Annotated in this window: 26 protein-coding genes; 17 read left to right on the plus strand and 9 right to left on the minus strand. The window is 65.4% G+C overall.

The window, feature by feature from the left end; all coding sequences use genetic code 11:
- Positions 1–117: transposase (locus tag HOP51_RS20115; RefSeq protein ID WP_138143452.1), on the plus strand; the 117-nt coding region annotated here is incomplete at its 5' end.
- 158 nt (positions 118–275) lie between these two features.
- Here the strand turns inward: HOP51_RS20115 and HOP51_RS20120 are convergent.
- From HOP51_RS20120 to edd, 4 genes are read right to left on the minus strand one after another with little or no spacing between them, the layout of a single operon-like run.
- Positions 276–1,250: a carbohydrate kinase family protein gene (locus HOP51_RS20120; RefSeq protein ID WP_234275652.1), complete on the minus strand. Its 975-nt coding sequence runs from the start codon at positions 1,248–1,250 to the stop codon at positions 276–278.
- A complete protein-coding gene (locus HOP51_RS20125) occupies positions 1,247–2,209 on the minus strand; it encodes an aldose epimerase family protein (protein ID WP_234275653.1) in 963 nt (320 codons plus the stop codon). Before HOP51_RS20125 ends, HOP51_RS20120 begins: the two co-directional genes overlap by 4 nt.
- Before the next feature lie 27 nt (positions 2,210–2,236).
- Positions 2,237–3,205 (minus strand): glucokinase, encoded by a 969-nt coding sequence (glk, locus tag HOP51_RS20130; RefSeq protein ID WP_234275654.1) that lies wholly within the window; start codon positions 3,203–3,205, stop codon positions 2,237–2,239.
- The gene (edd, locus tag HOP51_RS20135) at positions 3,202–5,088 is read right to left on the minus strand and encodes a phosphogluconate dehydratase (RefSeq protein ID WP_234275655.1); all 1,887 of its coding nucleotides are present in this window, start codon (positions 5,086–5,088) and stop codon (positions 3,202–3,204) included. The genes glk and edd overlap by 4 nt, the downstream gene beginning before the upstream one ends.
- Positions 5,089–5,282: 194 nt before the next feature.
- On the opposite strand from edd, the gene HOP51_RS20140 reads away from it, so the two are divergent.
- The 14 genes from HOP51_RS20140 to HOP51_RS20205 all read left to right on the plus strand — a co-directional run bounded on the left by HOP51_RS20140 (position 5,283) and on the right by HOP51_RS20205 (position 17,821).
- Positions 5,283–6,416, plus strand: coding sequence for a GNAT family N-acetyltransferase (locus HOP51_RS20140; protein ID WP_234275656.1), 1,134 nt, complete (start codon positions 5,283–5,285; stop codon positions 6,414–6,416).
- A 73-nt stretch (positions 6,417–6,489) separates the two neighbouring features.
- Positions 6,490–6,834, plus strand: a complete 345-nt coding sequence (ftsB, locus tag HOP51_RS20145; protein ID WP_234275657.1) for a cell division protein FtsB — start codon at positions 6,490–6,492, stop codon at positions 6,832–6,834.
- Positions 6,827–7,573, plus strand: a complete 747-nt coding sequence (gene ispD, locus HOP51_RS20150; RefSeq protein WP_234275658.1) for a 2-C-methyl-D-erythritol 4-phosphate cytidylyltransferase — start codon at positions 6,827–6,829, stop codon at positions 7,571–7,573. Before ftsB ends, ispD begins: the two co-directional genes overlap by 8 nt.
- Positions 7,574–8,062 (plus strand): 2-C-methyl-D-erythritol 2,4-cyclodiphosphate synthase, encoded by a 489-nt coding sequence (gene ispF, locus HOP51_RS20155; protein ID WP_234275659.1) that lies wholly within the window; start codon positions 7,574–7,576, stop codon positions 8,060–8,062. It abuts the gene before it with no gap.
- Positions 8,059–9,123 carry a tRNA pseudouridine(13) synthase TruD gene (truD, locus tag HOP51_RS20160; RefSeq protein ID WP_234275660.1) on the plus strand — a complete coding sequence of 355 codons (1,065 nt, stop codon included), beginning with the start codon at positions 8,059–8,061 and terminating at the stop codon, positions 9,121–9,123. The genes ispF and truD overlap by 4 nt, the downstream gene beginning before the upstream one ends.
- A 4-nt stretch (positions 9,124–9,127) precedes the next feature.
- Positions 9,128–9,874 (plus strand): 5'/3'-nucleotidase SurE, encoded by a 747-nt coding sequence (gene surE, locus HOP51_RS20165; RefSeq protein WP_234275661.1) that lies wholly within the window; start codon positions 9,128–9,130, stop codon positions 9,872–9,874.
- Positions 9,861–10,541: a protein-L-isoaspartate(D-aspartate) O-methyltransferase gene (locus tag HOP51_RS20170; RefSeq protein WP_234275662.1), complete on the plus strand. Its 681-nt coding sequence runs from the start codon at positions 9,861–9,863 to the stop codon at positions 10,539–10,541. The genes surE and HOP51_RS20170 overlap by 14 nt, the downstream gene beginning before the upstream one ends.
- Positions 10,538–11,524, plus strand: a complete 987-nt coding sequence (locus tag HOP51_RS20175; RefSeq protein WP_234275663.1) for a DUF368 domain-containing protein — start codon at positions 10,538–10,540, stop codon at positions 11,522–11,524. The genes HOP51_RS20170 and HOP51_RS20175 overlap by 4 nt, the downstream gene beginning before the upstream one ends.
- Positions 11,517–12,611, plus strand: coding sequence for a peptidoglycan DD-metalloendopeptidase family protein (locus HOP51_RS20180; protein WP_234275664.1), 1,095 nt, complete (start codon positions 11,517–11,519; stop codon positions 12,609–12,611). Before HOP51_RS20175 ends, HOP51_RS20180 begins: the two co-directional genes overlap by 8 nt.
- Positions 12,612–12,757: 146 nt before the next feature.
- On the plus strand, positions 12,758–13,741 hold the full coding sequence (gene rpoS, locus HOP51_RS20185; RefSeq protein WP_234275665.1) for an RNA polymerase sigma factor RpoS: 984 nt from the start codon (positions 12,758–12,760) through the stop codon (positions 13,739–13,741).
- 113 nt (positions 13,742–13,854) lie between these two features.
- Positions 13,855–15,306: a TolC family outer membrane protein gene (locus HOP51_RS20190; RefSeq protein WP_234275666.1), complete on the plus strand. Its 1,452-nt coding sequence runs from the start codon at positions 13,855–13,857 to the stop codon at positions 15,304–15,306.
- A 131-nt stretch (positions 15,307–15,437) separates the two neighbouring features.
- Positions 15,438–16,574: an alanine racemase gene (gene alr / locus HOP51_RS20195; RefSeq protein WP_234275667.1), complete on the plus strand. Its 1,137-nt coding sequence runs from the start codon at positions 15,438–15,440 to the stop codon at positions 16,572–16,574.
- Between the two features lie 23 nt (positions 16,575–16,597).
- Positions 16,598–17,512, plus strand: coding sequence for an LpxL/LpxP family Kdo(2)-lipid IV(A) lauroyl/palmitoleoyl acyltransferase (gene lpxL, locus HOP51_RS20200; RefSeq protein ID WP_234275668.1), 915 nt, complete (start codon positions 16,598–16,600; stop codon positions 17,510–17,512).
- 150 nt (positions 17,513–17,662) lie between these two features.
- The gene (locus tag HOP51_RS20205) at positions 17,663–17,821 is read left to right on the plus strand and encodes a DUF1328 domain-containing protein (RefSeq protein ID WP_159553797.1); all 159 of its coding nucleotides are present in this window, start codon (positions 17,663–17,665) and stop codon (positions 17,819–17,821) included.
- Between the two features lie 75 nt (positions 17,822–17,896).
- Here the strand turns inward: HOP51_RS20205 and ettA are convergent, their stop codons facing one another.
- The 3 genes from ettA to HOP51_RS20220 form a co-directional block, all read right to left on the minus strand.
- On the minus strand, positions 17,897–19,558 hold the full coding sequence (gene ettA, locus HOP51_RS20210; protein WP_234275669.1) for an energy-dependent translational throttle protein EttA: 1,662 nt from the start codon (positions 19,556–19,558) through the stop codon (positions 17,897–17,899).
- Between the two features lie 162 nt (positions 19,559–19,720).
- On the minus strand, positions 19,721–19,933 hold the full coding sequence (locus tag HOP51_RS20215) for a PA3496 family putative envelope integrity protein (protein ID WP_234275670.1): 213 nt from the start codon (positions 19,931–19,933) through the stop codon (positions 19,721–19,723).
- Positions 19,934–20,142: 209 nt separating this feature from the next.
- On the minus strand, positions 20,143–21,459 hold the full coding sequence (locus HOP51_RS20220; RefSeq protein ID WP_234275671.1) for an MFS transporter: 1,317 nt from the start codon (positions 21,457–21,459) through the stop codon (positions 20,143–20,145).
- 69 nt (positions 21,460–21,528) lie between these two features.
- On the opposite strand from HOP51_RS20220, the gene HOP51_RS20225 reads away from it, so the two are divergent.
- Positions 21,529–21,798: a SelT/SelW/SelH family protein gene (locus HOP51_RS20225; protein WP_234275672.1), complete on the plus strand. Its 270-nt coding sequence runs from the start codon at positions 21,529–21,531 to the stop codon at positions 21,796–21,798.
- A gap of 8 nt (positions 21,799–21,806) precedes the next feature.
- On the plus strand, positions 21,807–22,721 hold the full coding sequence (locus HOP51_RS20230) for a DMT family transporter (RefSeq protein ID WP_234275673.1): 915 nt from the start codon (positions 21,807–21,809) through the stop codon (positions 22,719–22,721).
- Here HOP51_RS20230 and HOP51_RS20235 read toward each other — a convergent pair.
- Together HOP51_RS20235 and HOP51_RS20240 are read right to left on the minus strand one after the other, a co-directional pair.
- A complete protein-coding gene (locus tag HOP51_RS20235; RefSeq protein WP_234275674.1) occupies positions 22,706–23,053 on the minus strand; it encodes a type II toxin-antitoxin system RelE/ParE family toxin in 348 nt (115 codons plus the stop codon). The genes HOP51_RS20230 and HOP51_RS20235 overlap by 16 nt on opposite strands.
- Entirely contained in the window at positions 23,050–23,313 is a 264-nt protein-coding gene (locus HOP51_RS20240; protein ID WP_234275675.1) for a type II toxin-antitoxin system Phd/YefM family antitoxin, read from the minus strand. The genes HOP51_RS20235 and HOP51_RS20240 overlap by 4 nt, the downstream gene beginning before the upstream one ends.

Genomic DNA, 23,313 nt, shown 5'->3' on the forward strand with positions numbered 1-23,313 from the left:
GTGCTGGAGGGCATGAACAACCGAATCAAGGTCATCAAGCGGATGGCCTACGGGTATCGCGACACGGCGTACTTCTTCCTGAAGATCCGTGCCGCGTTTCCCGGCAAAGTGCGATGAACCTTTTTTATGGGTGCGCCAGGCATGGCGCCTCCTGCTCGATTGCCGCTCGTGGATGGTGTTTGTCGAAGTTGCGCTAAAGCGAGATGGTGCCGGGGGCGGAAGGATGATCCACCATCCGGCTCAGCTCAAGGCCCGGCCCGCTCCTCGGTGGGCTGCTAGCCGCGCAGACGGGCCAGGTCGTTGCGGTCGGGCAGGGCGGCATAGGCGCCGGGGCGCGTCACGGCGTGAGCGCCACAGTTGGCGGCGGTGCCCAGCGCACGTTGCAGGAAGGCCTCGTCCTGATGCCAGTTGCCCTCCGCTCCCCGTTCCCAGAGGAAGCCGGCCAGTTCGGCCAGCAGGCCGCCGATGAAGGCGTCGCCTCCAGCGGTGGTATCCACCGCCTCGACGGCTGGCGGCCTATGACGTAGTTCCTTGCCGACACCTACGGCACGCACCTCACCGGGGCCATCGGTAATCACCAATAGCTTGACACCGGCGGCGAGCCGCTCGGCCAACCAGGCATCGACAGGATGATCGGCGCGCAGGAAGTCGAGTTCGTCGGTCGAGAGCTTGACCAGATCGGCGTGGTCGATCAACTGGGTAACCAGGGCGATATCGGCCCGGCTGTCGGCCCACAGATTGTGACGCAGGTTGGCATCGACGCTGACCAGGCAGCCGGCGCGACCGGCCATGTGGGCCATGGCCAGGGTCGTCTCGGCGATTTCCGTCTCGGTCAGGCTATTGCTGCAGAAATGTACGATGGCGGGCTCGGCGAACACGCCGGCCGGCAGATGTTCCAGACGGTAGAGCAGGTCGGCAGCGGGCGGACGGTAGAAGTCGAAGGTGCGCTCGCCGTCGGCATCGCGGGAGACGAAGGCCAGCGCCGTGCGTGCCTCGTGGGTGCGCACCACGCCGGAAAGGTCGACGCCGTGAGAGGCAAGTTCCGCGGCGAGGAAGTTGCCGAAGTGATCCGCGCCGAGCATGCCGAGAAAGCGACTGGGCACCCCCAGGCGTGCACAGGCCACGGCCACGTTGGCTGGGGCGCCACCGGCGTAGGGCGTGAAGGTTTCGGGGGCGTCGCCGGTGAGATTGCCGAGGCGGCTGGAGAGCATGTCGACCAAGGCTTCGCCGAAGGCAATGACGGGAATCATTCGGCATTCTCCTGTGTCAGCGTTGTACCCAGCAGATGCTGAGCGCCGGGTACCAGCCATACCGGGTCGAGGCGGGTATTGGCCGACTCCACGCAGAGGAAGTGGCGTGCGGCCACGACCGGCGTGTCGTCGGGCGGTGTCTCGCCCGGGTGCCATACTACCGCCGAATCGCTGCCCTGGCGGGCGACACGCAGGCGTCGGTGGCCGTCGTCGAGTACCGCCTCGGCGTTGCTATGGTAGATGCGGTCGAGCCCGCCGCGCACGGCGAGTTCGCCCTGCTGCTCGCGTTCGGCAAAACCCGCCAGCTTGTCCAGATAGCGGGCGCCGGCCAGGCCCACGACGCGGCAGGCAAAGCTATCGGCCACGGCCAGATAGCTGTGTAGCGCGCCGCTCAGCTTCACCGGGGTCTCGCCGACATGCTCGGTGATCAGCTCCACGTGCAGGCGCCGGGCATTGGCCTGGATCACCGCGCGCGGTACCAGTTGGCTATGCAGGCGCTCGGTAGGGGAGAGATGCAGCTCGACGCCGCCTTCGTGCTCGTCCACTGCGTCCAGGCGCCATTGGGCCAGGCGCGCCGGTCCGTGCATGGGGCCGGAGCGATCCGGACTTTCGTCGGCGCCGCGCTCGTCGGCGAACCATGGCCAGCACAGCGGGATGCCGCCGCGGATGGCGCCGGGCAGCGCCTGGGGCGTAGGCGTGACCCACAGCCAGCCGCCGGGCACCAACGCTTCTTCCCCGCTGCCCATGGCCTCGGGCGCGTCAGCTCGCGTGGCATCGGATGCGTTAGAGAGCGGCGTGTCTTCGGACGCCGGTAGAAAGTGAAGCACCTGGGCGCCCTGCAAACAGACCACCAGTTCGCCCCAGGATTCGCGGGCCAGCCACACTCGGCGGTCGGCCCACTCGCACTCACGCTGGCCGTCGGTCGCGTCGATCAGGGCTCGCAGGCTTTGCGGGATCATTCGTTTACCTCTCCTTGCTTCACTTCGTCATTCCACTTCTTCGTTGCGCAGGGCCTCGGCGGCGCCCAGCAGCCCCGGCCAGGGCGCGATGACCACCCGGACCGGAATGGTGCGGGTGTAGCCGCTCATGCGGCCCTTGTCGGTGAAGGCTTCGACGAAGCGGCTTTGGGGCAGCCAGTCCAGCAGCCGTGGCAGGATGCCGCCACACAAGTAGACGCCGCCCTGTGCGCCCATGGTCAGCGCGGCGTCGCCGCTGACGTCGCCGAGGATCTTGAGAAACCGCAGCAGGGTATCACGGGCGATGCCATCGCCGCCTGTCGCGGCGGCGGTCACCTCGGCCGGCGTCTGGCAGGCGGGGTTGGCGCCTTTCAACGAGCAGTGGGCGAGATAGAGGTCGAGCAGTCCCTGGCCGCACAGAATGCGCTCCACGGATACCCGGCCATAGCGATTGCGGAAGTGACGCAGCAGGTTCTGCTCGCGCTCGTCGGTGGGAGCAAAGGTGACGTGGCCGCCTTCGGTGGGCAGCGGGATCCAGGCATGGCGGCCGGGAAAGATGCCGGCCACGCCGAGCCCGGTGCCCGGTCCGATGACCAGGCAGGTGGCGTGGTCGCGAGCCACGCCAGGCTGCACCTCGACCAGCTCGCCGGGCGTCAGGTGCGGTACCCCCAGGGCCTGGGCGGTGAAATCGTTGATTACCTTGAGCCGCTCGAGGCCAAGCGCCGTCTGCGCCTCGCGGCGTGAAAACGACCAGTGGTTGTTGGTCATGGTCACCCGCTCGCCGCCGATGGGGCAGGCGAAGGCCAGGCAGGCTTCCCGTGGTGCCGCCTCGGTGGCCAGCCCGACCCGCTCCAGGTAGTCGCGTACCGCCTCCACCAGGCCGGGATAGTCGGCGCAAGGCAGGGCGAGGATCTCTCGCGGCGCGTGTTCGCCCGGGGTCACCAGGGCGAAGCGGGCATTGGTGCCCCCGATGTCGCCGATCAGGGCCGGTCGGGTCATTGATCCTCCTGGGAGATTTTCTCGAGCTCGCGGGAGAGCACTTCCTCCTCGAAGCCGCCGAACACGCCGGCGCCCAGCTCGGCGCCTGCGGCCAAGTGGCGGAAGCCGCCGAACAGCTCGCGGCCCATGCCGAAGTGGTAGCGCTCCAGGTTGGGCTCGATGCTGCCGCGGTTGGCGAACTCGACGGTATCGACCAGTGCGGTCAGCTCGCCGCGCTCGGCATCGAGGCGCACCACGTCGCCGTCACGCAGGCGCGCCAGCGGGCCGCGATCCACCGCCTCCGGGGTGACGTGAATGGCGGCCGGGACCTTGCCCGAGGCGCCCGACATGCGCCCATCGGTAACCAGTGCCACCTTGTGACCGCGATCCTGCAGCACGCCGAGGAACGGAGTGAGCTTGTGCAGCTCGGGCATGCCGTTGGCCTTGGGTCCCTGGAAGCGCACCACCACGACCACGTCGCGATCGAGCTCGCCCGACTCGAAGGCGGCCTTGACCTGGTTCTGGTCGTCGAAGATGCGTACCGGTGCCTCCACCACACGGTGCGCCTGCTTGACCGCCGAGATCTTGATCACGCCACGGCCGAGATTGCCGTTGAGCACCACCAGTCCGCCGGTCGGGGCGAAGGGGTGGGAGACCGGGCGCAGCACGTCGGCGTCGAGGCTCTCTTTCGGCCCTTCGCGCCAGGTGAGCTTGCCGTCCTCGAGGAACGGTTCCTGGGTATAGGCGGAGAGGTCGGTACCGAACACAGTGGGGATGTCGGCGTGCAGCAGGCCGGCGTCGAGCAGCTCGCGGATCAGCAGGCTCATGCCCCCCGCGGCCTGGAAATGGTTCACGTCGGCGCTGCCGTTGGGGTAGATCCGGGTCAGGCTCGGTACCACCGCCGATAGGTCGTTGAAGTCGTTCCAGTCGATAGTGATGCCGGCGGCGGCGGCCATCGCCACCAGATGCAGGGTATGGTTGGTGGAGCCGCCCGAGGCAAGCAGGCCGACCATGGCATTGACGATGGCGCGCTCGTCGATCTGTTGGTAGAAGGGGCGGTAGTTACCGCTCTGCTCGGTGTTGCGAATGGCCTGCTCGGCGGCGTAACGGGTCAATGCCTCGCGCAGCGGCGTGCCGGGGTTGACGAAGGAGGCCCCGGGCAGGTGCAGGCCCATCATCTCCATCATCAGCTGGTTGGAATTGGCGGTACCGTAGAAGGTGCAGGTGCCGGGGCTATGGTAGGAGCGCGATTCCGCCTCGAGCAGTTCCTCGCGGCCGACCTTGCCCTCGGCATAGAGCTGGCGCACGCGCGCCTTCTCGTCGTTGGGCAGGCCGCTGGGCATGGGACCGCCGGGTACGAAGATCGCCGGCAGGTGGCCGAAGCGCGCCGCGCCGATGAACAGCCCCGGCACGATCTTGTCGCAGATGCCCAGGTAGAGGGCGGCGTCGAACATGTTGTGCGACAGCGCCACGGCGGTGGCCATGGCGATCACGTCGCGGGAGAACAGTGACAGCTCCATGCCCGGCATGCCCTGAGTGACGCCGTCGCACATGGCCGGCACGCCGCCGGCGAACTGGGCGGTGCTGCCCATGCCGCGGGCGGCCTGCTTGATGATCTCCGGGTAGCTCTCGAACGGCCGGTGGGCCGAGAGCATGTCGTTGTATGACGAAACGATGGCCAGGTTGGCGCTGTTGGTCAGCTTGAGCCGGTCCTTGTCACCGGCGTGGTCGCAGCCGGCGAAGCCATGGGCCAGGTTGCCGCAGGAGAGCTCGCCGCGATGTACGCCCTGCTGGTGCTGTGCGGCCATGTGCGCCTCGTAGAGCTTGCGGCGCTGGCGTGAGCGTTCACGAATGCGGGCGGTCACCTGGTCGACAGTCGGATTGAGTGCGGTGGGGCGAGCCATGGGGACACCTCGCGTCGTTGATGGATGTAAATTTACAAAATTATCTCCCATCGCATGGCGGAAATGAAGGAAATTTGCCGAAAGTATGTAGCTTTATTACGGCGATGGAAAAGGTTCGGCAGGTCTGGGCACAATGTAGGCGGCCGTCGGCCAATTGTCAGCCGGCGCTTCGGTCACACCTTCCGGGTACCCCCATGTCCGAGCTGATCCTCAAGGAACTGCCCGCCATTGAGGCCGTGCCGGCAGTGCAGTGGAACGCGCTGGTCGGCGACGATCATCCTTTCCTGCGCCACGAATTCCTGCATGCACTCGAGGCAAGCGGGGCAGCCAGCCGTTCGACCGGCTGGGTGCCGCGCCACCTGACCCTGTGGCGTGGCGAGTCGCTGGTCGGTGCCATGCCGTACTACCACAAGTTCCACTCCTACGGCGAATATGTATTCGATTGGGCCTGGGCCGATGCCTGGGAGCGTGCCGGCGGGCGCTACTATCCCAAGGGACTCACGGCGATTCCTTTCTCTCCCGTGCCGGGGCCGCGGCTAGCGCTGGCCAGCGGTGAGGACCCCCTGGCCGCGCGCAGCGCGCTGGCCGCGGCATGGGAGGGAGCAGCACTGTCGAGCTGGCATCTGCTCTACGCCGAAGACGGCGAGATCGATGCCTGGCTTGCGGTGCGCCCCGAGCTGCTGGTGCGCCATGGCGTGCAGTTCCAGTGGCGCGACCAGGGCTACGGCGACTTCGACGGCTTTCTGGCCGCGCTGACCTCGAAGCGGCGAAAGTCGATACGCCGTGAGCGTCGGCGGGTGGCCGAGCAGGGACTCACGCTGCATCGCCTGGAGAGCGAGGAGATCGGCGAGCGGGAGCTGGAACACTTCTTTCGCTGTTACGAGATCACCTACCTGGAGCGGGGGCGCCACGGCTACCTCAATCTCGATTTCTTCCGCCGCTTGCGGCGCACCATGCCCGCAGCGCTGGTGTTGATCCAGGCGCGCCTCGATGGACAGCCGGTGGCCGCCGCGCTTTGCCTGCAGGGACGTCGTACGCTCTACGGGCGCTACTGGGGCAGCGAGGTGCTGGCTGATTGCCTGCACTTCGAGGCGTGCTACTACCAGGGCATCGAGCATTGCCTGGCGCGAGGCCTGAGCTGCTTCGACCCTGGCACCCAGGGCGAGCACAAGCTCACCCGCGGCTTCGCTCCTCGGCGGCTACGCTCGTTGCATCACCTCGCCGACCCCGGACTGCGTGCTGCCGTGGCGCGCTTCTGCGACGAGGAGCACGGTCATGTCGAAGCCTACTGCCGGGCCGCCGAGAGGGCGTTGCCGTTCAGGATATGAGGCGTTCAGGGCGTGAGCCGGGCGGGCGATGATGGCATAATGCCCGCCATTCAGATCATGAGGACGTCAGCCGATGCTCAAGTGGCTCGCCATCGCCCTGCTTCTGCTGCTGGCGCTGCTGCAGTATCGCCTGTGGCTCGGCGACGGCGGCATCCATGAGTTGCGTGAGATACGCGAGCGCGTCGCCATGCTCGATGCCGCCAACAAGCCGCTGCGTGACCGTAACGAGCGGTTGGCCGCCGAAGTGGTAGACCTCAAGACGGGGCTCGATGCCATTGAAGAGCGGGCGCGCAGCGATATCGGCATGGTGCGTACCGACGAGCAGTTCTACTGGGTGCCAGGTGTGGTGATCGAGGGACAAACCGGTTCCGTGGAACCCTCCGCGGTCAATGGCCGGGCGGGGACGCCGAATGAATGAGCGCCGCGTGGCCGAGCGGCTATGGCTGATAGTTCCCGCGGCGGGGCGTGGGCGACGCATGGGTGCCGAGCTGCCCAAGCAGTACCTGGCGCTGGCCGGGCGGCCGGTGCTGGCGCATACCCTGTCGCGGCTGCATCAAGCCTTTCCCGAGGCCTGCTTGTGCCTGTGCCTCGATCCCGGTGACGCCCACTTCGATGCGGGCTGGGTGCCCTTCGACCAGTGGCGACGCAGCCCCGGCGGCGTTGAGCGGGCCGATTCGGTGCGCCAGGCACTGGCGGCGCTGGCCGGCGAGGCCCGCGACGACGACCTGGTGCTGGTGCACGACGTGGCGCGTCCCTGCGTTACGGTGGCCGACCTGCATCAGCTCTTGGCGGTACTGCGTGAAGATTCCGCCGGCGGCCTGTTGGCTAGCCCGGTAGCCGACACCATGAAGCGCGACGATGGCTACGAGCGCGTGTCGCAGACCGAGCCCCGTCGTGGGCTATGGCATGCCCAGACACCCCAGGGCTTCCGCTACGGCCTGCTGTGCCGGGCGCTGCACGAAGCCGTCGCGAGCGGCCTCGAGGTGACCGACGAAGCCTCGGCGGTGGAGGCGCTGGGGCTCAAGCCGCGGCTGGTGCCTGGGCGGCGCGACAACATCAAGATTACTCATCCGGAGGATCTCGCGCTGGCGGAGCACATCCTGGCCGCCCAGCAGGGAACGTCCTCGCCGAACCACATCTATGAGGAGACGCCCTGAATGCTACGCATCGGTCATGGCTTCGACGTTCATCGTTTCGGTGCAGGCGATCATCTCATGATCGGTGGCGTTGCCGTCCCCTTCGATCACGGCTTCGTCGCCCATTCCGATGGCGATGTCCTGCTGCATGCCATCAGCGATGCGTTGCTGGGTGCCTGTGCGCTGGGCGACATCGGCCGCCATTTTCCCGATACCGACCCAGCCTGGGCCGGTGCCGACAGCCGGGCACTGTTGCGCCACGTGTTGGCCCTGGTACAAGAGGCGGGCTACCGGGTCGGCAACGTCGATGCCACGGTGATCGCCCAGGCACCGAAATTGGCGCCTCATATCGAAGCCATGCGCGAGCGTATCGCCGAGGATCTCGAACTTGACCCGGGCGCGGTCAACGTCAAGGCCACCACCAGCGAACGGCTGGGCTTCACCGGACGCGGCGAAGGCATTGCTGCCGAAGCCGTGGTCTTGTTGGCACGAGTAGGGGAGGCCAAGTGAGCGATCCCTCCCGGCCAGGCGACTGGCCTCTCGCCACCGAAGCTGATTTTGGACCGCCTGGGTCCGGCGAGTTCCGCGCCACGCCCGAGGACTTCGTGGTCGAGGAAATTCTCGGCTTCGTGCCCGAAGGGGAGGGTGAGCATCTCTGGCTATGGGTGGAGAAACGCGGTCTTACCACCCTGGAGGCGGTACGCCACCTGGCGAAGGCATCTGACGTAGCACCGCGGGCGGTAGGTTATGCCGGCATGAAGGATCGCACCGCCGTGACCCGCCAATGGCTTTCGGTGCATCTCCCGGGACGTCCGGCACCGGAGGGGCTGGCCGAGCGGCTGGCCGGCTGTGGCGTGCGAGTGCTCGAGCAGGTTCGCCACCCGCGCAAGCTCAAGCGTGGCGTGCACCGCGCCAATCGCTTCTCGCTGCGCATCACGGGGGCGGCGCTGCAGCAGGATCTCGAGGCGCGTTGGGCCTGGCTGTGCCAACATGGCGTACCCAACCTCTTCGGACCGCAGCGCTTCGGGCCCGCAGGGCGCAACCTGGCGCGTGCGCGTGCGCTGCTGGCGCGTGGCTGGCGCAAGCGTGACGATCGCGAAGGAATGCTGCTCTCCGCCGCCCGCAGCTACCTGTTCAACGAGCTCGTGGCGATGCGTCTGGCGGATGACACTTGGCAGCGCCTGGTCGCGGGCGACGTGGCGATGCTCGACGGTACGGCAAGCCAATTCGGTGTCGAGACGCCCGATGCCGAGCTGGAGGCGCGTGCCCTCCGGCTCGACCTGCATCCCACCGGCGTGTTGTGGGGTGTGGGCGACTCGCTCGCCACGGGGGAAGCGGTGCGTTACGAGAGCGCCGTGGCCGAGCGCCATGCCACGCTCTGCCGGGGGCTGGAGCAGGCAGGAGTGCGCATGTCACGGCGCGCCCTGCGCATGCGTCTGGATCAGCCGCGGCTGACGTGGGCGCAGGATGGCGCGCATCTCGACTTCCAACTGCCACGAGGCAGTTTTGCCACGGCAGTACTGCGTGAACTCATCGCCCATCCCAACTTGACGCTTTCAGCGGAGGCCTAATCGAATGCGCAGACTCCTGCTTTCCAACGATGACGGCGTGCATGCACCGGGGCTGCGCGCCCTGTACGAAGCCCTGGAGCCCCATGCCCGGCTGCGGGTGGTAGCGCCCGACCGCGATCGCAGCGGCGCCAGCAATTCGCTGACCCTCAATCGACCCCTGGCGCTGACGGCGCTGGATAACGGCTTTCACTGTGTCGACGGCACCCCGGCCGATTGTGTCTACCTGGGGGTGAACGGCGTCTGGGACGAGCGCCCCGATCTGGTGATCTCCGGTATCAACCACGGCGGCAACCTGGGTGACGACGTACTCTATTCCGGCACCGTGGCGGCAGCCATGGAGGGACGCAACCTGGGCATGCCGGCCATTGCCATGTCGCTGGTCGGCTCGCGCCACTTCGCTACCGCCGGACGCGTGGCGGCAAGCCTGGTGGGAGCGGCGGACCGGCTTTCGCTGCCGCCTCGCAGTCTGCTCAACGTCAACGTGCCGGACCTGCCCTGGGAGGAGATCCAGGGCTTCCGCGTGACCCGCATGGGTTACCGCGGGCCGGCGGAGCGGCCGATGGAAGTGCGCGACCCGCGCGGCCGGTTACGCTACTGGATTGCGGCCGTGGGGCAGAATGCCGATGATGGACCGGATACCGACTTTGCCGCCATCGAGGCAGGCTACGTTTCGATTACGCCGCTGCAGACCGACCTGACGCAGCGTGCGGCCATTGCGGATGTGCAGGGCTGGCTGGATGCATTCACCTGAACGATTACCCGAGCTGCTGCGCGGTGTCGGCATGACGTCGCAGCGAACGCGAGATCGCATGGTGGCTCGCCTGGCCAAGCAGGGCATCACCGACGAGCGTGTGCTCGGTGTGATGGCGGCCGCGCCGCGCCATCTTTTTCTCGATGAGGCACTGGCTCACCGTGCCTATGAGGATACCTCGCTGCCTATCGGCCATGGCCAGACGCTGTCCCAGCCGTGGATGGTGGCACGCATGACCGAGCTGGTGATGAACGAGGCGCCGCGGCGTGTGCTGGAGATCGGCACCGGCTCCGGCTACCAGACCCTGATCCTGTCGCGTTTGGTGCCGGAACTCTGGTCGGTCGAACGAATCAATGCCTTGCATCACCTGGCGGCGAAGCGGCTGCGTCTGCTCAAGGCGCACAACGCGCGTCTGCGCCTGGCCGATGGCGGCCACGGCTGGCAGGAGGCGGCGCCGTTCGATGCGGTGCTGCTCACGGCTTGCGCGCATGAGCTGCCCGAGGTGCTGGTCTCGCAGCTTTCCGAAGAGGGCGTAATGATCCTGCCACTGGCCGACCCGAACGGCGAACAGTGGTTGACCCGGGTGCGCCGCAGCGGTACTCAACATGACGTCCAGCGGCTGGAGCGAGTGCGCTTCGTGCCGCTGTTGCAAGGAGTGATTCGTTGAAGCGACAACTCAGCATTTTCCTCAAGGGGGCCGGTATGGGGGCGGCCGATGCGGTGCCCGGCGTTTCCGGTGGCACCATTGCCTTCGTCACGGGCATCTACGAGGAACTGATCCATACCATCAAGCAGTTCGGTCCCAGTGCCTTCACGGCGTGGCGCCGCAGTGGGCTGTCAGGTCTGTTCGTTCATCTCAACCTGATGTTTGCCATCCCACTGCTGTTGGGTATCGGGGCCAGTCTGGTCAGCGTGGCTCATCTGGTGGTCTGGCTGATGGACGATTATCCGCTGCTGCTCAACGGCTTCTTCTTCGGCCTGGTGGCGGCATCGGCCATCGTGGTCAGTCGCCATCCGGCGGACTGGAAGTTATGGCACCTGGCGCCACTGATCGTAGGCCTATTGCTGGCTCATGGGCTGCCATCGTTGATGCCGTTGGTGAACCAGTTGGGGAGTCCTTCTCTGGTGCTGATCGTTGGCGGGGCGATCGCCATCAGTGCCTTGCTGCTGCCTGGCGTCTCCGGCAGCTTCCTGTTGTTGACCATGGGGCTCTATGGCACCGTGATGCAAGGCATTCGCAGCTTCGATCTCTCGCTGCTTTCGACCTTCGCCGTTGGCTGTCTGATCGGCCTGTTCGGCTTCTCGCGGCTGCTTTCCTGGCTGCTGCGCCACCATCACACCGCGACCCTGCAACTGCTGATCGGCTTCATCATCGGTTCGTTGCCAGTGCTGTGGCCCTGGCGTGAGCTGGTACGCTACCAGCTCGGCCCTGAAGGCCGGATGATCCCGCTCGACTACCGCTATCTGACGCCCGGCGACTACGCCAATCTGACCGGAGAACCCGCCTTGCTGGTGCCGGTGGTGGTAGCCATGGTGATCGGTGCGGCGCTGGTTCTGGTGCTGGGGCGCTATTCGGGGGGCAGTACGCCTGGCAAGGCTGGGAACGGCTCTCACAAATCGACAGACAAGCAGGAGGGCTCCAATGCGTAAGGTATTTCTCGTCTCGGCCGTGGCCCTGGCAGTGGCCGGCTGTGCCGCCCAGCAGGAGTACGGCGCTCCTCAGGTTCGCGATCTCTCGGTGAGTCGTGAACGTACTCCCGCCAGTCACTACACGGTTGAGGCCGGAGACACCCTGTACGGGATCGCCTGGCGCCATGACATGGATTATCGTGATCTGGCCAGGCTCAATCAAGTCGCCCCCCCCTACCGCATTCAGCCGGGACAGCAGTTGCGCCTGAGCGATGGTGCCGCAGCGCCGTCTCCCGACACTCAGTCGCGTGAGCTGGGAGAGGCCCAGGTCGCCACGGCCACCGCGCTTGGAGGTGGAAGCACAGCCCAGCCGGCCAGTGATGACTGGCTGCTGCCCGATGAGGAAGCCATCGAGCGCAATCGGCGCCTGGCTGCCGAGCCTCTCCAGGGTGAGGCGAGCGCTCCCAGCGACGCTGCGTTGGCGAGCGCCGAGAGCGTTGCCGAGACTCAGGCACCCGCACAGCCGGAGCCACAAGCCCAACCGGAACCCGAGCCGGAGCCTCGCGTGGAACCCGAGGCAGCCGTTGCGGCACAGGCCGAGCCTGAATCCCAGCCCCAGCAGGATCAGTCCCGGCAGGCAGAGCCGGCCCAGCCGCAGGCGGATGCCGGCACCCAAGTGGCAGGTGAGCCGGAACGTCAACCCGAGAGTGAGAGTCGTACCTATACACCAGTAGCAGAGGTGCCCTGGCAATGGCCCGCCGACGGTGACCTGGTCGGCCGCTTCGGTGAAGGTGGCAGCATTACCGCTGGCATTGATATCGCCGGGCAAAAGGGGCAACCTGTCAGAGCAGCCGGACCCGGTATCGTGGTCTATGCTGGCAGCGGGGTGCGGGGCTACGGCAACCTCATCCTGCTCAAGCATAACGATCAGTACCTGAGCGCCTACGCCCACAACGACAGCCTTCGGGTCACGGAGAACGATGTGGTCGAGGCCGGTCAGGTCATCGCCACCATGGGTGACAGCGATGCCGAAAGCGTCAGGCTGCATTTCGAGGTGCGCAAGGATGGCCAGCCTCAGGACCCCTTGAAATACCTGCCGGAACGGTAGTCTGACAACGGTTGCCGTCGGGACATCACAGGTGGTCATGGTACCTCGCGGGTACCAATGAGGAGTCATAACAAATAGAACTCTGCGTGCTGTAAGCCATGCCAGAGCAACAGGCATTTCAGGACGAAACCACGGGGTAGCAACCGATGAGCATGCTTGAACGGGACCTTCAGGATGTTGATCTCGAGGACGTAACCGAGGCCGGCCAGGACCTCGACACGGACTCGGACACTTCGGACAGCGACGACGACGCAGCCTTCGAAAAGGCGCTGAGTCGCGAAGACAAGCACCACCACAGCCTCGACGCCACCCAGATCTATCTCAACGAGATCGGCTTCTCGCCTTTGCTGACGCCCGAAGAGGAGGTCCATTACGGCCGCCTGGCGCAGAAAGGCGATCCGGCCGGCCGGGCGAGAATGATCGAGTCCAACCTGCGCTTGGTGGTCAAGATCGCCCGGCGCTACCTCAACCGGGGGCTGACGTTGCTGGATCTGATCGAGGAGGGCAATCTCGGCCTGATCCGGGCAGTTGAGAAATTCGACCCCGAGCGGGGTTTCCGTTTCTCCACCTACGCCACCTGGTGGATACGCCAGACCATCGAGCGGGCGCTGATGAACCAGACGCGCACCATCCGCCTGCCGATACATGTGGTCAAGGAGCTCAACATCTACCTGCGTGCGGCCCGCGAGCTGACCCAGAAGCTGGATCACGAGGCCACGCCGGAAGAGATCGCCGACTATCTCGACAAGCCGGTCGAGTCGGTGAAGAAGATGATGGGGCTCAACGAGCGTGTCTCCTCGGTAGACTATCCGATGGGCGGCGAGAGCGACAAGCCGCTGATCGAGACCCTGGCCGACGATAACGATCAGGGGCCCGAATCCTCGTTGGTCGATGTCGACGTCAAGCAGCATGTCGACGAATGGCTGGCGGAGCTGACCGAGAAGCAGATGGAAGTGGTGGTACGGCGCTTCGGGCTGCGCGGGCACGAGGCCGCGACGCTGGAAGAGGTTGGCGACGAGATCGGCCTGACCCGCGAGAGGGTTCGCCAGATCCAGGTGGAGGCGCTCAAGAAGTTGCGCCGCGTTCTCGAGAAACAGGGGCTTTCGATGGACAACATCTTCAACGAATAGTCGCCATGTCAGGAGAAGGCAGCCGACTATCAGGTCGGCTGCATATTTTCTGCATGCTGTTGGGGTATTATTAGCGTCCTCATGATGCAGGGATGAAAAAGGGAAAAGAACATATGCTTCGCCCACCTTTCGCACGACGCTTTCCACGCCGCGGCCTGGCAGTTCTCGTCGGTTTCCTCATGACCGGCAATGCCCAGGCTGCTGATCTCTGGACCATCGCCCAGGATGCGCTGGACAACGACGCCGAACTCTCCTCCACCCAGGCCGGCTTCCGGGCCACCGAAGCTGCTCGAGACGTGCAGCGCGGTACGCTGCTGCCGCAGATCTCAGTGGGCGGCAACGCATCGCACTCACGGGTCTACAACAGTGCCAACGGCCAGTTAGGTGAGGGAGGACAAGGGGGCGGATCCCCTTTCGTCCAGGACGATACGGTCAACTCCATCGGCCTGAGCCTGGACGCCGAGCAGGCACTCTACGACCCCAGCCGCCGTGCCCAGCTCGAACAGGCCGAGCGTGAGATCGATCGTGATGCCCTGGGCGTCGATGCGGCCACCCAGCAACTGCTTTTCAACGTGGCCAACTCCTACTTCGAAATCCTCCGGGCCCACGATATCCTCAGTGCGCGACGTGCCCAGGAAGTGGCTATCAGCCGGCAGTTGGAACAGGCACGCGAGCGTTTCGAGGTAGGCCTGATCGCGATCACCGACGTGCACGAGGCGCAGGCTTCCTACGATCTGGCCCGCGCCCAGCGCATTGCCGCGGAGGGGGCCATGCAGGTCAGCTTCGAGGCGCTGGAGCGTTTGACCGGGCACCGCTACAACAGCATCGGTGCGCTGGACGAGGAAGTGCCTATCACCCCTCCCGAACCGGCCGACCGTGAGGAGTGGGTCGCACTGGCGATGGCCAACAGTCCGTTGGTGTTGGCGGCCGAGGCTGGTATCGAAGTGGCACGCAGCAGCGTCGAGGTAGCCCGCGCAGGCCAGCGGCCAGTGGTGTCGGCCTTCGCCAGCTACGGCTGGGCGGACAGCGATCGTACGGGGGCGGATTACCAATCGGAGAGCCAGGTCGGATTGCGTGCCAGCCTGCCGCTCTATACCGGTGGCTCGACCCAGGCGCAGATCCGCCAGAGTGGGTTTCTGCTCGAAGCCAGCCAGTACGACTTCGAAGCGCAGCGGCGCGATACCATCCAGCAGGTGCGCTCCTCCTTTACGCTGGCCAACAACAACGTCGAGACCGTCGAGGCGCGGCGGCAGGCGATCGTTTCCAACCAGAGCGCCCTCGAGGCGACCCGTTCGGGTTACGAAGTAGGAACGCGTAACATCGTCGACGTCCTCAACGCCGAGCAGAACCTGTTCAACGCCATTGCCGAGCATGCCGAGGCACGTTACGACTATGTGCTCAGCCTGTTGCAGCTGCAACTGCAGGCCGGGCTGCTCGGAGCGGACTCGATCCAGGCTGTCAACGCCTGGCTCTCCGAACAGGAGCGGGTATCGTTGGAGCTACCTGACGAAGCGAATAACAACCCGGTCATGAACATCGGCGAGCGCCCACGAGCGCCGTCATGAGGAATTGCTGGTCATCGTGAAAAATTGGGTGTTATGTTTCAAGAACCACCGCGAAATCGGTGGTTTTCTTCGTGAAATGGCTCTGTATATGAAAGATAATCTTTCGCCGTTTCACTCTTTGGGAGGTCGCCATGGCGAGGCCCCTGATCGCCGATATCGATCTTGACGCCTTGCGTCACAACTATGCCCTGGCCCGTGGACTGGCCGGCGACAGCCAGGCCTTGGCGGTGATCAAGGCCGATGCGTACGGGCATGGCGCCGTGGCCTGTGCCCGCGCCCTGGAGTCGCTGCCTGAGGGTGAGCGTCCGCCCGCCTTCGCCGTGGCTTGCCTGGAGGAAGCCGAGGCCTTGCGCCTGGGTGGTATCGAGTCGCCCATCGTATTGCTCGAAGGCATTTTCGAGGCAGCGGAGCTGGCTCGCGTCGAGGCGCTCGGGCTATGGATGGCGGTGCATAGCGAGTGGCAGCTCCAGGCCTTGCTGGAGCATCGTCCGGCCCGGCCGATCCCGGTCTGGGTCAAGGTCGATTCCGGCATGCACCGGCTGGGCTTTGCCCCAGAGCAGGTGGAAGCGGTGTGGCAGCGCCTGGCGGCAGCCCCCGAGTATGCCACCGGCCTGCAACTGATGAGTCATTTCGCCACTGCCGATGCCGCCGATGCCGGTTACTTCGAGACCCAACTGGAACGCATGCGCGACCTGGCGCAGCGCTTGAAGGCACCGCTGTGCCTGGCCAACTCCCCGGCCACCCTGGCCTGGCCGCAGTCCCATGGTAGTTGGGTCCGGCCCGGAGTGATGCTGTATGGCAGCGATCCGCTGGAACGATCCAGCGAGGTCAGCCGTCGGCTGCAGCCGGTGATGACGCTTCGCTCCGAGATCATTGCCCTGCGTGACCTGGCGGAGGGTGAGCCGGTAGGCTATGCCGGTCGCTGGCGGGCGCCGCGGCCATCGCGCATTGCAGTGGTGGCTTGCGGTTATGGCGACGGCTATGATCGGCATGCCGTCGATGGCACGCCGGTACTGGTGGCCGGGCGGCGCACGGCGATTGCCGGCAAGGTTTCGATGGATATGTTGATGGTGGATGTCACCGACATACCCGAGGCCCAGATCGGCAGCGAGGTGATACTATGGGGCAGGTCCCGCCATGGGGCGGTGCTATCGGTCGATGAAGTGGCACGCCACTGCGATACCATCAGCTACACGCTGCTGACCGGTGTCCTGCCCCGGGTACCCAGGCGCTATCACACATGGCCGATCCCGGCATCCTCGTCATGAACAGGACTTGAACGGAACCCTGCATGTCCAAGCGCAATTGGCCCGCATCCTTCGCCCACCCACGGTTCTGGCCGGCCTGGATGGCCATCGGCGCCATGCGGGCAGGTGCCTGGCTACCCTGGCGGCTCAAGCTGGCCATCGGTCGTGGCCTGGGCATGCTGGCCTGGTGGGCCGCGCCGCGCCGTCGTCACATCGTCGATACCAACCTGCGCCTGAGTTTCCCGGAACTTGGTGAGAACGAGCGCGACAGGCTGGTGCGCGAGACCTTCAAGGCCAACGGCATCGGCATTCTCGAGACCGCTACCGGGTGGTGTCGCGACCCCAAGCATCTGCGTCACCGGGTCACCTACAAGGGCCGGCATCATCTGGAGCGGGCGCATGCCCAGGGCAAGGGCGTGTTGGTCGTGGGCATCCACTTCTCCACGCTGGACCTGGGCGGGGCCTTGCATTCGCTCTACTTTCCCTCCGACGTGGTCTACCGGCCCCACAATAACCCGCTATTCGACCGCTTCATGACGCGGGCGCGCAGCCGTATCTTCGGCGAGGCGATAGATCGTCACGACCTGCGTGGCGTGGTACGCCGGATCAAGGCGGGGCATATCGTCTGGTACTCGCCGGATCAGGACTTCGGGCGCGACGTCAGCGTCTTCGCGCCGCTATTCGGCGTCGAGGCGGCAACGATCCGCCTGACCGCCAAGATCGCACGGATGACCGGTGCGCCGGTGGTACCCTTGATGTTCCACCGCAACCCCGACGATCGCACCTACACCATCGAGTGCCGCCCGCCACTCGAGGACTTCCCGAGTGGCGACGAGGTACGCGATGCCACTCTCGTCAACGCCTTCATCGAGGAGGCGATCCGCAAGCACCCCGAGCAGTACATGTGGCTGCATAGGCGCTTCAAGACCCGGCCGGAAGGCGAGCCCGGCTTCTATTGAAAGCGGCATGTTTCCGCGGCATGCGCTGGGATACAAGGCGTCACTGGCAGTTACTTGACGATTCGGTCAGCTCACGTAAGGCTGAAAGGCACCTGTTTGGGTAACTGCGCCGAAGGAGAGTTGGCGCCAAGACAGTCAAGGAGGTCTGTTATGCTCGGCAATGCAATGCTGTTTCTGATCATCGCCATCATTGCGGGGGTGCTTGGTTTCACCGGTATCGCGGGTGCGGCCACCACCATCGCTCAGATTCTGTTCTTCCTGTTCATCGTGCTGTTCATCGTTTCGCTGATCACCGGAAGACGACCGTGACCCTCTACACAATGAGTGAGCTGCAACGACAAGAGGCCTCGCCAATGGCGAGGCCTCTTGCCTGGTAGTGCATCCTCAGGCGTCGATGCGCTTGTACTTCATGCGATGCGGGGTATCGTTGCCGACCCGCTTGCGGTGATCCGCCTCGTACTCGGTGTAGTTGCCCTCGAAGAATTCCACATGGGAATCGCCTTCGAACGCCAGGATGTGGGTCGCGATCCGGTCGAGGAACCAGCGGTCGTGAGAGATCACCAGGGCACAGCCGGGGAAGGCCAGCAGGGCCTCCTCCAGAGCGCGCAGGGTCTCGATGTCGAGGTCGTTGGACGGCTCGTCGAGCAGCAGCACGTTGGCGCCCTGCTTGAGGGTCTGGGCCAGCTGCAGGCGGCCACGCTCGCCGCCGGAGAGATCCTTGAGGAACTTCTGCTGGTCGTTGCCCTTGAAGTTGAAGCGACCGACGTAGGCGCGCGAGGAGACCTCGTAGCCGTTGATGTTGAGGATGTCCTGGCCGTCGGAAACCGCTTCCCATACCGTTTGCTTATCGTCGAGCGCATCGCGTAGCTGCTCGACGTAGGCGACGTCGACGGTCTCACCGATCACCACTTCGCCGTTGTCCGGTTGTTCCTTGCCTGTGATCAGCTTGAACAACGTGGACTTGCCGGCGCCGTTGCCGCCGATGATGCCGACGATGGCGCCCTTGGGCACGCTGAAGGAGAGGTCCTCGTAGAGCAGCTTGTCCTCGAAGCGTTTGGACACCCCGTGGAACTCGATCACCTTGTCGCCCAGGCGCGGGCCGGGCGGAATGTAGATCTCGTTGGTCTCGTTGCGCTGCTGGAAGTCGCCCGACTGCATCTCCTCGAAGCGATTGAGGCGCGCCTTGCTCTTGGCCTGACGGCCCTTGGCATTGGAGCGCACCCACTCCAGCTCGTGCTTGATCGCCTTCTGGCGCGAGGCTTCCTGCTTGGCTTCCTGCTCCAGACGCTTCTCCTTCGATTCCAGCCACTGCGAGTAGTTGCCTTCGAAGGGAATGCCGTGCCCGCGGTCGAGTTCGAGTATCCAGCCGGCCACGTTGTCGAGGAAATAGCGGTCGTGGGTGATCGCCACCACCGTGCCCGGATAGTCGTGCAGGAAGCGCTCGAGCCAGGCCACCGATTCGGCATCCAGGTGGTTGGTGGGCTCGTCGAGCAGCAGCATGTCAGGGTTGGAGAGCAGCAGGCGGCACAGTGCCACACGGCGCCGCTCGCCGCCGGAGAGATGGCCCACCTGGGCCTCCCAGGGCGGCAGGCGCAGTGCCTCGGCGGCGACTTCCAGCTTGCGCTCGAGGTTATGCGCATCGGCGGCCTCGATGATGTTCTCCAGGCGCGCCTGCTCGGCGGCGAGGGCATCGAAGTCGGCGTCCGGCTCGGCGTAGGCGGCATAGACGGCATCGAGCTTGGCCTGCGCTTCCTTGATCTCGCCCAGTGCCTCTTCCACGGTCTCGCGCACGTTCTTGTCGTCGTCGAGCTGCGGCTCCTGGGGCAGGTAACCGATGTTGATGCCGGGCATGGGGCGCGCCTCGCCCTCATGCTCCTTGTCGACGCCGGCCATGATGCGCAGCAGGGTCGACTTGCCAGCACCGTTGAGGCCCAGCACGCCGATCTTGGCGCCCGGGAAGAAGGACAGCGAGATATCCTTGAGAATCTGTTTCTTGGGCGGAACGACCTTGCCCACCCGATTCATGGTGAAGACGTATTGCGCCATGGAATTCCACTGGGTTGAGGGTTTCAGTGGCCACGATGATAGTGGCCGTACAGGGCAAAGGCCAGCGCCGTAGCGCTTGGTATCTCGGGGATGGGCCGCAAGGCGGGCTTGGGGCGAATTCGACGAGGCATCCGGGGATGCCTCGTGGCAGGGGGCCGTCGACTACTCCTCTTCTTCCTCTTCGTCGAGCAGCATCCAGTCGTCTTCGATGGCGCGCTGCAGGCGCCGTTCTTCGAGCAGGGCCTCGACGCGGCGTCGGGCACGCAGGGTGTCGGCGCGGCTCGAGGTGCGGGGACGCACGTACTCGTCGTCGTTCACCGCTTCGAGGAATTCTTCGTCGTCGTGAGAGTCGTTGACAAGGGGTTCATGGCTCATGCGAAATCCTCCCATGGCCCGGTGTCGACCGCTCGGCGATCGACGTGTCGCACTTTCGCTTCGCGTCCGAAGCGACGGACCTGAAGCGCCATCGGTACCAATGGTTGGCACCTGACGGCTATATATATCCGGGAAGCGACGAGAGCAAGCCCTGCGTGAAATTTTTTGCGTGACCGAAGGTATCGGGAGAGGCCGCGCCATGCGGCCCGCTATTGTTCGACTTCCGGCAAACGCACGGCCGAGGCGGCGGCGGCCAGTGCCATGAAGGCCAGGGCCACCAGCAGCGAGGCGGTGCCCAGCCACTGCGCCAACACTCCTGTCGCACCGCCCACCAGCAACATCATGCCGCCGGTAAGAGTGTTCGAGAGCGCTACGTAGAGGGCACGCCGGTCCTGCCCCGCCATGTCGACCAGATAGGTCTGGCGACCCAGGCGCACGCCGGCATGGACGATGACAAGCAGAGCATAGACGATGGCGTAAGGCCATACCGTTTGCGTCCACTCGCCCGGCAGCCAGGCGATACCGGCACCGAGCAGACAGCAGGTCGCGGCTCCCAGGCCGGTGTCGCGCAGCACGGTGCGGCTCGAGGCATCGGCGCGCTTGCCCCACACTGGGTTGGCCAGCATGCCCGCCACACCCGACATCACGACCAGCACACCCAGGCCGCCCAGCTCGGCGCCGCTCTGCTGCTGGCCGAGCAGGGCGACGTAAGGTAGCGCCAGGGCGCTGGCCAGCAGCAGCGAGCGCGACAGGTTGAAGTGCAGGAAAGCGCGATCGTCACGTAGCAGGCGCAGCCCTAGCTTGATGCTGTTCCAGGCGTTCTCACCGCCTTCCACCGCGCCGGGCTCCTCCTTGATGCGAGCCGCGCACGCGGCGTTGAGCAGCCAGCCCAGGGCGGCGATGCCCAGCAGGGCCGCAAGGGCCAACTCGCCGGGGCGCTCCTCGAACAGCATCAGGGTGCCGCCGGCGGCCAGGGTCACGGCGCCGGCGACACTGCCGCTCCAGCCCAGCAGGTTGCCGCGTCGGCCCTTGGCGATGGTCTTGCCCAACACGTCCTTGGTGGCGATGGAGGAGAGCCCGCGAGCCAGCGACAGGGCAATCAGTGTGGCCAGCACCAGGGCTCCGCCCAGGCTGCCCTGGCCATACAGGGCGAGCAGGGCGAGACTCGCGGCGGCCAACGCCTGGATGACACCGCCGATCACCCACGCCCATTTGCGCTGCGGCTTGAGGCGAATGAAGCCGGCGACGAACAGTTGCGGCAGTAGCGCACCCGACTCACGAATCGGTACCAGCAGCCCGACCATCCACAGCGGAGCGCCGATCACCCCGAGCAGCCAGGGCAGTACCAACCTGGCGCTGGAGAGTTCGTCGGCCAGCTTGTTGCCCAGGGCGGCGAACAGGTGCAGGAAGAAGTTGTGCGGCTGCTCGCGGCACGCTGCGTCGGGAATGTCCTTGCACATGCGACTGTCGTCGTCACCCGTCAACCGCTCGTAGAGGCGCGACTGGCTGATCTCTCGTTCGGCCATTCAGGCTCCTTGGCTGCTATCATCCCCATTCCATTCGTCTCCATTCCATTGTTGCGACAGGGTGTCCGCATGTCACGCATTCGCATTCATTACTGCACCCAATGCCAGTGGCTGCTGCGCAGCGCCTGGCTGGCCCAGGAACTGCTTTCCACCTTCGGCGAGGAACTGGAGGAGGTGGCGCTGGTGCCCTCCCACGGGGGCTACTTCGAAATCTTCTATGACGACGAATCGTTGTGGGAGTGCAAGCGCGACGGCGGCTTTCCCGATAGCAAGCAGCTCAAGCAGCGGGTACGCGACCGGCTCGATCCCGGACGGGACCTGGGGCATATCGACCGATGAGAGCGGCGATGATGGGGGCGGATACCCTACGCCAGGATCGCGCGGCGATGCTCTTCGGCCTGGGGGCAGTGGCGTTGTGGTCGACCGTTGCCACTGCCTTCAAGGTGGCGTTGGCCTACATGTCGCCGTTGGAACTGATGTGGCTGGCGTCGCTGGTGTCGTGGCTGTTGATGGGGGTGATGGTGGTTCGCCAGGGCCTTCTCGGCGAGGCGTTGCGGCATGGTTGGCGCACTGCTGCCTGGGCCGGTCTGATGAATCCGGTGGCTTACTACCTGGTGCTGTTCGGCGCCTACGACCGCCTGCCGGGACAGGAGGCCATGGCGCTCAACTACACCTGGGCGCTGGCCATGGCCTTTCTTGCAGTGCCACTGCTTGGCCAACGACTGACGCGCGTCGACGTACTGGCAGGGTTGGTCGCCTATTCGGGCGTATGGGTGATCGCCACGCGGGGGCAGGTGCTGAACGTGGCCTTCGCCGATCCCCTCGGCGTGGGAATGGCGCTGGCTTCCACCCTGCTCTGGGCGCTCTACTGGCTGCTCAACGTGCGCGACCGGCGCCCGCCGCTGGTGGCCCAGTGGCAGAACTTCAGCGTCGGCCTGCCGGTGCTCACGTTGCTGATGCTGCTTGGCCCCGGCTTTTCCTGGCACGGCTGGGCGGCCGTGGGCGCCGGGGTTTACGTCGGCCTGTTCGAGATGGGTATCGCCTTCGTGCTGTGGCAGATGGCCATGCATCGGGTGTCGCGCACGGCCAAGGTCTCGAACCTGATCTTCCTGTCGCCGCCGGTGTCGCTGCTGCTGCTCTACCTGGTGGTCGGCGAGCCGATCCTCGTCTCCACCCTGGTCGGGCTGGTGCTGATCCTCGGCGGGCTCGGCCTGCAGCAGTGGCAAAAAACTCCCGGGGCGGCGGCTCAGGAGAGTAGCTGATACTCGAACAGCAGCTGCTTGAAGTCCTGGCGCTGATGGGCGAAAAGGTAGACCGATACCTGTTCCTGCTCCGGCCAGAAACGATAGATGACCCGGTAGCCGTCGAACAACAGTTCGCGGTAGTGAGCTATGCCCAGCTCCAGGGCCAGGCGGCAGACAGGATAGGTGCCGGGACGCTCGGCAAGACGCTGCAGGGCAGTACTGACGAGTCGCTGGGTGTAGGCGTGCGCTTCCGCCGGTGCCCACTCCTGGTGATCGATCAGGAAGTGACGACAGCTGCGAAGTGACCGAAGCGCAGTATCTTCGAGGGTGACGGGAAGGGGAGGGGTCACAATTGCTTGCCCAACTCAGCCTTCTCATCTTCCTTCAACCGCGCCATGAACTCCTCGGCGCTCATGGTCTTGCCTTCCTCACGACTCTTCTCGCCCAGGCTCAGCAGCTTGAGCAGGGCGATGGCCTGCTCGCGGCGCTCATGGGCGGCATAGGACTCCACCACGTAGGTGGGCTTGCCCTTCTGGGTGATGACCAGGGGCTCCTCGACGTTGAGCGTGGCCGCATTCTGCTTGAGGTAGCTGATGGTCTCGGTGCGCAT

It is taken from the genome of Billgrantia zhangzhouensis, assembly GCF_021404465.1.
GTDB classification, from domain to species: Bacteria; Pseudomonadota; Gammaproteobacteria; order Pseudomonadales; family Halomonadaceae; genus Halomonas; species Halomonas zhangzhouensis.

Excerpts from the sequence above, each read along its gene's own strand:
- HOP51_RS20120 (WP_234275652.1), bottom strand. The coding sequence starts at position 1,250 with ATGATTCCCGTCATTGCCTTCGGCGAAGCCTTGGTCGACATGCTCTCC.
- HOP51_RS20125 (WP_234275653.1), bottom strand. The coding sequence starts at position 2,209 with ATGATCCCGCAAAGCCTGCGAGCCCTGATCGACGCGACCGACGGCCAG.
- glk (WP_234275654.1), bottom strand. The coding sequence starts at position 3,205 with ATGACCCGACCGGCCCTGATCGGCGACATCGGGGGCACCAATGCCCGC.
- edd (WP_234275655.1), bottom strand. The coding sequence starts at position 5,088 with ATGGCTCGCCCCACCGCACTCAATCCGACTGTCGACCAGGTGACCGCC.
- HOP51_RS20140 (WP_234275656.1), top strand. The coding sequence starts at position 5,283 with ATGTCCGAGCTGATCCTCAAGGAACTGCCCGCCATTGAGGCCGTGCCG.
- ftsB (WP_234275657.1), top strand. The coding sequence starts at position 6,490 with ATGCTCAAGTGGCTCGCCATCGCCCTGCTTCTGCTGCTGGCGCTGCTG.
- ispD (WP_234275658.1), top strand. The coding sequence starts at position 6,827 with ATGAATGAGCGCCGCGTGGCCGAGCGGCTATGGCTGATAGTTCCCGCG.
- ispF (WP_234275659.1), top strand. The coding sequence starts at position 7,574 with ATGCTACGCATCGGTCATGGCTTCGACGTTCATCGTTTCGGTGCAGGC.
- surE (WP_234275661.1), top strand. The coding sequence starts at position 9,128 with ATGCGCAGACTCCTGCTTTCCAACGATGACGGCGTGCATGCACCGGGG.
- HOP51_RS20170 (WP_234275662.1), top strand. The coding sequence starts at position 9,861 with ATGCATTCACCTGAACGATTACCCGAGCTGCTGCGCGGTGTCGGCATG.
- HOP51_RS20180 (WP_234275664.1), top strand. The coding sequence starts at position 11,517 with ATGCGTAAGGTATTTCTCGTCTCGGCCGTGGCCCTGGCAGTGGCCGGC.
- rpoS (WP_234275665.1), top strand. The coding sequence starts at position 12,758 with ATGAGCATGCTTGAACGGGACCTTCAGGATGTTGATCTCGAGGACGTA.
- HOP51_RS20190 (WP_234275666.1), top strand. The coding sequence starts at position 13,855 with ATGCTTCGCCCACCTTTCGCACGACGCTTTCCACGCCGCGGCCTGGCA.
- alr (WP_234275667.1), top strand. The coding sequence starts at position 15,438 with ATGGCGAGGCCCCTGATCGCCGATATCGATCTTGACGCCTTGCGTCAC.
- lpxL (WP_234275668.1), top strand. The coding sequence starts at position 16,598 with ATGTCCAAGCGCAATTGGCCCGCATCCTTCGCCCACCCACGGTTCTGG.
- HOP51_RS20205 (WP_159553797.1), top strand. The coding sequence starts at position 17,663 with ATGCTCGGCAATGCAATGCTGTTTCTGATCATCGCCATCATTGCGGGG.
- ettA (WP_234275669.1), bottom strand. The coding sequence starts at position 19,558 with ATGGCGCAATACGTCTTCACCATGAATCGGGTGGGCAAGGTCGTTCCG.
- HOP51_RS20215 (WP_234275670.1), bottom strand. The coding sequence starts at position 19,933 with ATGAGCCATGAACCCCTTGTCAACGACTCTCACGACGACGAAGAATTC.
- HOP51_RS20220 (WP_234275671.1), bottom strand. The coding sequence starts at position 21,459 with ATGGCCGAACGAGAGATCAGCCAGTCGCGCCTCTACGAGCGGTTGACG.
- HOP51_RS20225 (WP_234275672.1), top strand. The coding sequence starts at position 21,529 with ATGTCACGCATTCGCATTCATTACTGCACCCAATGCCAGTGGCTGCTG.
- HOP51_RS20230 (WP_234275673.1), top strand. The coding sequence starts at position 21,807 with ATGATGGGGGCGGATACCCTACGCCAGGATCGCGCGGCGATGCTCTTC.
- HOP51_RS20240 (WP_234275675.1), bottom strand. The coding sequence starts at position 23,313 with ATGCGCACCGAGACCATCAGCTACCTCAAGCAGAATGCGGCCACGCTC.